This is a genomic window from Actinoallomurus purpureus, assembly GCF_024055795.1.
In the GTDB taxonomy this organism is placed as follows: domain Bacteria; phylum Actinomycetota; class Actinomycetes; order Streptosporangiales; family Streptosporangiaceae; genus Actinoallomurus; species Actinoallomurus purpureus.
This window is the reverse complement of sequence record NZ_JAMXMY010000016.1, coordinates 223,827-232,789: the sequence shown is the minus strand read 5'-3', so window position 1 is coordinate 232,789 and position 8,963 is coordinate 223,827. Positions and strand designations below refer to the sequence as shown.

Annotated in this window: 8 protein-coding genes; 3 read left to right on the top strand and 5 right to left on the bottom strand. The window is 71.1% G+C overall.

The window, feature by feature from the left end:
* The 5 genes from NE236_RS44705 to NE236_RS27820 all read right to left on the bottom strand — a co-directional run.
* On the bottom strand, window positions 1-1,677 hold a 1,677-nt coding region (locus NE236_RS44705), incomplete at its 3' end, for a bifunctional lysylphosphatidylglycerol flippase/synthetase MprF (protein WP_252845119.1).
* Between the two features lie 70 nt (window positions 1,678-1,747).
* Window positions 1,748-2,350: a DUF4230 domain-containing protein gene (locus tag NE236_RS27835; RefSeq protein WP_252845118.1), complete on the bottom strand. Its 603-nt coding sequence runs from the start codon at window positions 2,348-2,350 to the stop codon at window positions 1,748-1,750.
* 262 nt (window positions 2,351-2,612) lie between these two features.
* Entirely contained in the window at window positions 2,613-3,386 is a 774-nt protein-coding gene (locus NE236_RS27830; protein ID WP_252845117.1) for a DUF2127 domain-containing protein, read from the bottom strand.
* A 49-nt stretch (window positions 3,387-3,435) separates the two neighbouring features.
* Window positions 3,436-4,686, bottom strand: coding sequence for a hypothetical protein (locus NE236_RS27825; protein ID WP_252845116.1), 1,251 nt, complete (start codon window positions 4,684-4,686; stop codon window positions 3,436-3,438).
* On the bottom strand, window positions 4,679-5,275 hold the full coding sequence (locus NE236_RS27820) for an ATP-binding cassette domain-containing protein (protein WP_252845115.1): 597 nt from the start codon (window positions 5,273-5,275) through the stop codon (window positions 4,679-4,681). The genes NE236_RS27825 and NE236_RS27820 overlap by 8 nt, the downstream gene beginning before the upstream one ends.
* 341 nt (window positions 5,276-5,616) lie before the next feature.
* Between NE236_RS27820 and NE236_RS27815 the strand changes: the two genes are divergently transcribed.
* From NE236_RS27815 to NE236_RS27805, 3 genes are all read left to right on the top strand, one after another.
* On the top strand, window positions 5,617-6,123 hold the full coding sequence (locus NE236_RS27815; protein WP_252845114.1) for a MarR family transcriptional regulator: 507 nt from the start codon (window positions 5,617-5,619) through the stop codon (window positions 6,121-6,123).
* 92 nt (window positions 6,124-6,215) lie between these two features.
* Complete coding sequence (icmA, locus tag NE236_RS27810; protein ID WP_252845113.1) at window positions 6,216-7,874, top strand: coenzyme B12-dependent isobutyryl-CoA mutase large subunit; 1,659 nt, start codon at window positions 6,216-6,218, stop codon at window positions 7,872-7,874.
* 146 nt (window positions 7,875-8,020) lie between these two features.
* Window positions 8,021-8,944 (top strand): tetratricopeptide repeat protein, encoded by a 924-nt coding sequence (locus tag NE236_RS27805; protein ID WP_252845112.1) that lies wholly within the window; start codon window positions 8,021-8,023, stop codon window positions 8,942-8,944.
* The last annotated feature ends 19 nt before the right edge of the window (window positions 8,945-8,963 follow it).

Genomic DNA, 8,963 nt, shown 5'->3' with positions numbered 1-8,963 from the left:
TGGGGGGGGGGGGGGGGGGGGGGGGGGGGGGGGGGGGCGGGGCGGGCGCCGGTGGCCGAACTCCAGGGTGAGGAGCGCCGCCGCGACGGGCACGATGCTCGCCCATGACGGGAAGGCCACCGCCCGCGGCACGTAGCGCGGCCGGAACTTCCGGTTGAACAGGTAGAGCGACTCGACCTTGATGAACGGGTCGAGTAGGTGGATCAGGCGATAGCCGCCCTGCTCCAGGGGGCCGCGTTCGGCGGTGTCGAACAGCTCGCGGAACGCCGCGAAGTTGAGGGAGACCTCGTCGATGTCGTGGTCGCGGGCGTACGCCATGACGTCGGCGATCATCCGCTCGTTGAGTCCGTTCGGTGCGCTCGGGACGCGGCGCATCGCGTCGAGGGACAGCCGCCGCCCGCAGGCGCTGGGCAGGTACCGCTGGAAGCCGAGCGGCGCGCCCTCGGAGTCCCGGGAGACCACGACGACGGAGGAGGCGTGCCGGCCCGTCAGCAGGTCGTCGAGGTTCATCGAGAAACCGCGTTCCTCGGCGCCGCCCATGGCCTCGGTGGCGACCGCCTGGAGCCGGGCGCGTTCGTCGGGGGTCAGGTCGCCTTCGCGTGCGACGTCGGTGGTCACGCCCGCGTTGCGGGTGCGCTGCACCGCCTGCCGGACGTTGCGCATGCTCCGGCCGCTCAGGCCGAACTCGTTCGGGGACAGCAGCACCTCGTCGCCGATCTCGATGGACCGCAGGCCGTACGGGCGCCACAGGTCGAGCAGGTCGGCGCGGGCCCCGAGCACGGCCATCCGCCACCCGGATCGCTCGGCCAGCGTGGCGAACTCGGCTACCGCGTCCGGGTAGGAGCGCGGGTCGCCCGCTGGGTCGCCGCCCGCGACGGCGACGCCGAACAGCACGCGGTATCCGATGACGGCGCGCCGGTCGGGGCTGAAGACGTACGCCTTGTCGCTGCGCAGCACGAAGGGGGCGAGCGTGTCGGAGCCCTCGTCGTCGACCAGGCGTGCGGCCTCGGCCCGCTCGCCCTCGGTGCCCGCCGGAGGCGGCGGCGCGGGCGTGAGCATGGTGATCAGCATGGCGAGCAGCGCGCCGCCGCCGATGAGGCCCAGGCTGGCCTCGTACCAGTGGTCGGCCGAGCCGGCGAAGTGGACGGGACCGGGACCCGACGCGGTCAGACCGGCGAGGATCTCGCGTCCCGCATCGCCGGGGGTGGGTCCGGGGGTCATCTGGTGCCACTGGAGGATCATGACGGCGAGGCCGTACGCGATCGCGATGCCGTACGTGATGAGGCCGGCGCGGACGGCGGTGCGCAGTCGGCTGGGCGAGGTCGTGAACTCCCCGCGGAACCGTACGAAGGCGGTGAGGGCGACGGTGAGGAGGACCAGGCGGCCGAGTTGCCGGGTGCTCAGGGCGTCGAGGGCCGACAGGCCGGTGAGCAGCAGGATGACGTAGTACGCGACCCGGCGGCGCAGGAGCACGCCGCGCGCGGTGGCGAGAAGGATCAGCGCCAGGAGGAGCTCCTGGCCGTTCGGGAACAGCTCACCGATGACGAGGTGGGCCGGGCGTTCGGGCGTCGAGCCGCCCACGGCCGGGAGCGCGACGGCCACCGCGGCCGCCGCGATCGGCAGGGCGAGCGGCCAGGTGGGTCTGCGACGAAGAGTGGACGTGCCTGCTACGGACACAGCGATCACCCCGATTTATCCGTAACCGGCCCTTTCGTAGTGCTATTCCCCGTGGGCCGTCTCGGTAAGATCACGGTGATGTGGGGTAAATCACCGTAACGTTTTTGAAGCCCAAACCGCGCATCAGGTTCATGATCATTTGTTTGGTGTTCGTGTCGGCCCGGCCCGCCAGGCCGCTGGACCCCGCAGCGCCCTGGATCTTCTGTGCGGCCAGCGTGTACAGCTGTTGCTGTTGATTCGGATTCGAGCTGAAGAAATCCCCGATTCGGTCGAACAGACCGCGTTGCTGGGCGAAGACATAACTGCGTTTCGGATCGAGATTGGTGTTCTCGAGCCGGGCGTGCGGCAGCCGGATCGTCACCGACGTGCGCTTCTCGTCGGTCGTGACGGCTCCGTTCCCCAAGTGGGAGAAGTCGACATAGGCGTCGACGCTTCCCGTGCCCACGAAGAGGGTCCGCTGGCCCCGGATGGAGCCGGGCAGGAAACTCGCGTCCTTCTCGAGGTCCACGATGACCTGGAAGTCGCCCGTCGCGGCCTCGTAGCGGGAGATGTTCTGGATCGACCGCAGGACGGCGGGACCGCTGCGGTCCTTGGTTTTCTCGCTGAAGGGGTCGAGCCAGTGCGGGAGTGCGTGCACGGCCTGCAGCACGGCGTACGCCAGCGCGAGGAGCACGACGATGAACGCGATCGAGCGCATGCCCGGTCGGCGCGGCCGTCGGGATGCCGGTTCGTCCTTGGGGGCTTCCGGTCGCACCATTCGTCTCACCTCTGGGGGTATCGGCTAAGCACGGCATCATTACCCCGGAAGGGACTGACTCATCCACGGTTCGCGGGGCCGCGACGGCACATGCGTGTGACCTGGCCGTCCGTTCATACTGGCCGCGACGTCGAGTGCGCGCGCCCTCGCCCGTCGCCTGTTCGGTGGCGCCGGTCGCCTAGCCGGCGGTCTCGGCGTGCGGGGCCGCGGCCGCCTGCTCGACCTCGATGAGCGACGCGCCGCGCCGGTGCGCCTCGAAGGCCTCCTTGCCGCCGCGGATGCCGAAGAGCCTCTTGGAGATCAGGAGGTACAGGACCAGCCCGAGGTTGATCACCAGCGCGCCGACGCGGACGGCCGTGATGCGCTCCGTGAGCTCGTAGATCTCCAGCGGCAGGCCGAACGACGTGGCGACCACCGCGAAGTACTCGCCCCACCGCTTGCCCAGCCAGAGGCCGACCGCCTCGACGATCTCGATCAGGGCGTACGCCAGGAGCCCGACCGCGAACCAGGTCAGCGTCTCGGACTTGAGCGTGAAGACGTGGCGGATGCTCTCGACGATGCGGGAGTGATCGAGGTCCCAGCCGACCTGCCTCGCGAACGGCTTCAGCAGCGGGACGTCCTTCTCGAAGGCCCGCTGGATCGATCCGCGGTTGGCCGAGAAACGCCACACGCCGTACGCCGCCGCGATGATCACCAGCCCGCGGATCACGCGCTCGACGGCGAAGAAGCGCATGATCAGCTCGCTGCGCAGCTCCCGGCCGCGCATGATGAGCGGGGCTCGGTCGGCGGGGCCCCGGTCGTGTGGCTCGCCGTGGACGTAGGCGCCGCACCGCAGGCAGCGCCAGGCCTCACCGGCCGGCGTGGCCACGTGCAGCCGATCTTGCAGCGCCGGCTCGTCGGGGGCGTAGGTCACGTGCCCCGCGCGGGCACACTTCAGCAGGCTCCAGTCCACGGCCCGACGATAGTGAATACCCGGAGAAAGAGCACGTTGTTCGCGCGGCTCATGGCTCGCGGAAATCCCGGGCGCGCAGGGTGCAGGAGTGGTACCGGGCGTAGTGGGCGCGCAGCCACCGGCGCCGCCGCTGCTCGTCCCAGCGAGCGAAGGCGCGGGTGGCCGCCGCGTCGGCCGGCCGCGGCGGGGCCTCGTCGAGCAGCCACGCCGAGACCAGGGCGCCGTAGCGCGCGCCCACGGCGTGGCGGGGGTCGCCGCAGGTGCGCGCGTCCAGCAGGCTGATCTCGATCTCCTGCTCCGCGCGGTGGGCGTACCCCGGGGACAGGTCGCTCAGGTGGATGTAGACGACGCCGTGGCCGGGCCGGGGGAAGTCGTTGTCGGGCCGGTGCTCGACCCGGACGAAGCGCCCAGGGGTGCCGCTCAGGCGCGTGGCGAGGGGCGTCAGCCCGGCCTCCAGCGACGGCAGGGCCGTGCGCAGCGCCGGGTGCACGCAGACGGTGAGCGGCCACTGGCGGCAGGCGTACGCGAAGGCGCGTGGCACGACCGGCGGGACGCGCTGCTGCCCGTGGAGCCACAGTGTGGTGCCCGCGACGACGCCCGCCGCCGCGACCGTCGGCAGGGCCAGCCAGGCGTGCCGGGTGAGCGCCCACAGGTAGCCGGTGACCAGGACCGTGCCGAGCCCGAACGACCACAGCGCCTGACCCGCGAGCAGCTCGGTGCGCAGCGCGGCGAACAGCCCGACGTGCCCGACCCCCGGGGGCGGCAGCAGGTCCGCCCAGGCGTCGGGGCGGGCGGCGCCCCACAGGTAGGTGACCACCGCGACCGCCGCGGGCGTCGGCAGGCGGGGGACCAGGCGGCCGGCGAGATAGCCGATGACGGTGTACACGAGCAGGGTGAGCGCACCGGCGAGCGGCCCGATCGGCTTCGGATGGCCCGCCTCCACATGGATCATCGTCTTGGCGGCGACGACCAGGGCCACGACGGCGTACGCGCAGAGCGTGACGATCCCCAGCAGGAGCAGGTCGAGCAGCGGACCCAGGGCGGGTGAGCGGGCGGTCAGGCCCCGCAGGTAGTCGAGACGGTGCTCGCGCAGGGCGACCCACGCGGCGAACCCCGCCGACGCCGGCCCCAGCAGGCACACCGACGAGAACAGCGCCGCCACGGCGTCGTCCCAGTAGGCGACGCCGGGCAGCAGCGCCCGCCACGCGGCCACGGCACCGAGGAACGAGAGCGCCGGCACGGCCAGGAACAAGGCCGTACGGCGAGCGTCGATCCGCAGCACCCGCCCAAGGTCAGACACCGGCCGGAACCCGAGCCCGGGGGAGGGGGACGCCCGGCGACTCGATGAGGCGCCCCCGCACCATGTTGAAGCCTCGATCGCACCACCCCGCGAGCTCCGCCGGATCGGCGGCGGTGACCACCACCGTCGGGGCCAGGCCCCGCAGCAGCGGGATCAGTTCTTCTCGCTCGGAATCGCCGATGCCGGTGAGCGGCTCGTCGAGAAAGACGAGCTCCGGCTCGTGCACACACGTGGCGGCCAGTCCGGCGCGCAATCGCAGATCTTGCGGAAGCATGTCCATTTCGAGCGCCGCGGCGTCGCTGAGCCCGAATCGCTCCAGAATCGCGTCGACCGCCCGGCGGGGTGTGCATTTGTAGTAGGACGCGTAGGCCACGAAGTCGCGGGTCGACAACCCCGACACCCAGGCGAATCGCGCGGGCAGCAGGCCGATCCGGGCGCGCACCGCGCGCCGTCCGGCCCGCCGGGTCACGTCGTGACCCAGCACCTCCAGATCGCCCGCGGACGGGCGGCGCAGGGTCGCCAGCGTCTCGAGCAGCGCCGACCTGCCCAGGCCGGCCGGGCCGGCCAGGCCCACGACACCGTGTGTCACATCGAACGTGGTGGGACGCAGGATCCACCGCCTCCCGCGGCGGATCCCCAGGCCCCGTGCCACGATCGCGGAAAAATCCCCGATCATAATTACCCCCCGAATTGGCGACGCGTGCGCGATGGCAGGGGGCGGTCACTGCGATGAACGGTTGCGCGGACGCCCCTCTTTGCCGTCGGCCGCACGCGTCGACAAAGGAACTATAACTTGCCTTGATGATGCGCGTCGGCGTTCCTTAGTCGGCCGCCGGGATTGCGACTGATTCGCGGGATTTGCAGAGCGAGCCCGGTGATATGAAGCGTGATTCGGCGGATCTCGGGCCGGTCAGGCGATAGCGTATGTGAGTGGCCAAGCCGCTCAACCTGCCTTTCGACCCGATCGCCCGCGCCGGAGATCTCTGGGAGCGTCGCTGGGGGCGGTCGCCCGCCATGCTCGCGGTGACCTCGATCATGCGGGCGCAGGCCATCCTCATCGCCGAGCTCGACGCTCTGCTCAAGCCGTACGGCCTCACCTTCGCCCGGTACGAGGCGCTGGTGCTGCTGACGTTCAGCCGGAAGGGCGCGCTGCCCCTGTCGAAGATGGGCGAGCGGCTGATGGTGCACCCGACGAGCGTCACCAACACCATCGACCGGCTGGAGCGTCAGGGGTACGTCCGGCGCCGTCCCAACCCCCGCGACGGCCGCGGCGTGCTCGCGGAGATCACCGACAGCGGCCGGGAGACCGTGGAACGCGCCACGGCCGACCTCCTCGCCGCCGACTTCGCCATGGGCGCGTCCGACGCCGCCGAGCTGGAGAAGATCTTCGACGCGCTCCGCGGTCTCCGCGTCGCCGTCGGCGACTTCACGGACTGAGGATGCTCGATGTGAGCGGCCGGGGAGTGGTGGGCGACGAGATACTAGGACATCCTAGTATCTAGGGAGAGCCACCGGCCTGAGGAGTGCTCATGGACATCGAAGAGGGCCGCCGTCGCTGGCAGCAGAGGTTCGACGCCTCCCGCCGACGCGACGCCGACTTCACCACGCTCTCCGGCGTCGAGGTCGACCCGGTGTACGGGCCACCGGCCGCCGATCCGCGGTTCGAGCGCATCGGCTGGCCGGGCGAGTACCCCTACACGCGCGGCCTGTACGCCACCGGCTACCGGGGACGCACCTGGACCATCCGGCAGTTCGCGGGCTTCGGCAACGCCCGGCAGACCAACGAGCGGTACAAGATGATCCTCGGCGCGGGCGGCGGTGGTCTGTCGGTCGCCTTCGACATGCCGACGCTCATGGGCCGTGACTCCGACGACCCCCGGGCCCTCGGCGAGGTCGGCCACTGCGGTGTCGCCATCGACTCCGCCGCCGACATGGACGTCCTGTTCGACGGGATCCCGCTGGGCGACATCACGACGTCGATGACGATCTCCGGGCCCGCGGTGCCGATCTTCTGCATGTACCTCGTGGCGGCCGAGCGGCAGGGCGCAGACGTCCACGGCCTCGACGGCACCCTGCAGACCGACATCTTCAAGGAGTACATCGCGCAGAAGGAGTGGCTCTTCGCGCCGGAGCCGCACCTGCGCCTCATCGGCGACCTGATGGAGTTCTGCGCCGCCGACATCCCCGCGTACAAGCCCCTGAGCGTCTCGGGCTACCACATCCGGGAGGCCGGCTCGACGGCCGCCCAGGAACTGGCCTTCACGCTGGCGGACGGCTTCGGCTACGTCGAGCTGGGCCTGTCGCGAGGGCTCGACGTCAACACGTTCGCTCCCGGTCTGTCCTTCTTCTTCGACTCCCACATCGACTTCTTCGAGGAGATCGCCAAGTTTCGTGCGGCGCGCCGGATCTGGGCGCGCCGGCTGCGCGACGTGTACGGCGCGACGTCGGAGAAGGCGCAGTGGCTGCGGTTCCACACCCAGACCGCCGGGGTGTCGCTCACCGCGCAGCAGCCCGACAACAACGTCGTGCGCACCGCCGTCGAGGCGCTCGCCGCCGTGCTCGGCGGCACGAACTCCCTGCACACCAACGCCCTCGACGAGGTGCTGGCGCTGCCGAGCGAGAAGGCCGCCGAGATCGCCGTGCGGACCCAGCAGGTGATCATGGAGGAGACCGGTGTGGTCAACGTCGTGGATCCGCTCGGCGGCTCCTGGTACGTCGAGGCGCTGACCGACCGCCTCGAGGAGGAGGCCGAACGGATCTTCGCGCGGATCAAGGACATGAGCCCGGACGGCTCCATGACCGGCGGCATCCTGCGCGGCATCGAGGACGGCTGGTTCATGGCCGAGATCGCCGACGCCGCGTTCACGTACCAGCAGCAGCTGGAGAAGGGCGAGAAGAAGATCGTCGGGGTGAACTGCCACACGCAGAGCATCGAGGAGCCCCTGGAGATCCTTCGGGTCGGCCACGAGGTCGAGCGGGAGCAGAACCGGCTCCTGGCCGAGCGGCGCGGGGCGCGGGACCAGGCGGCGGTCGACGCGGCGCTGCGGCGGATGATCGAGGTCGCCCGGACCGACGACAACCTGATCCCGGCCATGCTGGACGCCGTACGGGTCGAGGCGACCCTCGGCGAGATCTGCGGCGTGCTGCGGGAGGAGTGGGGCGACTACGCGGAACCGGCCCGTTTCTGACGCCGGAGCCGGTCGGGCCCCCGACGATGTAGCACCCGAGGTGCTACCCGGCCACTGGCCGTGTTCGCCTGATCATTGAGCGTGTTCGGTCGATCACCTGGCGGCCGCGCGTATTCGTTCGGCGGTGCATGCGGCAGGATGGACACATGACGTCATCGGACTTCTCGTTGCACGGCGCGATCGACCTCGGTGCGCGGCGTGCCGCGGCCCAGAAACAGCAGCAGCAGCGCCCCGCCTCGGGACCTTCGGAAGACTCTTCTCACGTCATCGACGTGACCGACGCGACGTTCAACACCGAGGTCGTCGACCGGTCCCGCAGCGTGCCGGTCCTCGTCGACTTCTGGGCCGACTGGTGCCAGCCGTGCAAGCAGCTCGGCCCCATCCTGGAGAAGCTCGCCCGCGAGGCGGGGGGCCGCTGGGTGCTCGCCAAGGTGGACATCGACGCGAACCCGGCACTCGGCCAGCAGCTCTCCCGGATGGGCGTCCAGGGCATCCCCTTCGTCGCGGCCGTGGTCGCGGGCCAGATGCTCCCCGTGCTCAACGGCGCCGCGCCCGAGCCGCAGGTGCGTCAGGTGCTGGACCAGCTGTTCGCGGCGCTCCGCGAGCAGGGCCTGCTGCCCGAGGGCGAGGAGGCCGACGGCGTCCAGGAGCCGGCCGCCGATCCGCTGGACGTCGAGGCCGAGGCCGCCCTGCAGCGGGGGGACCTGGAAGGCGCCGCCCAGGCATTCGGGCGGATCCTGGAGACCAGGCCGAACGACCCGTTCGCCAAGAGCGGTCTCGCCCTGGTCGACCTGCAGCGCCGCACCCAGTCCTACGAACCGGCGGCGGTGCGCGCGGACGCCGAAGCCCGTCCCGACGACGCGGCCGCCCAGGCCAAGGTCGCCGACCTCGAACTGGTCGAAGGGCGGGTCGATGAGGCGTTCGACCGCCTCATCGCCGCCGTGCGCCGCACCTCGGGCGACGAGCGGGAGACGGCCCGCAAGCACCTGCTGTCGCTGTTCGAGGTCCTTCCGCCGGACGACCCGCGCGTGACCCGCGCGCGGAGAAAACTCGCCTCGGCGCTGTTCTGAGATTGGTCCAACGGAGATG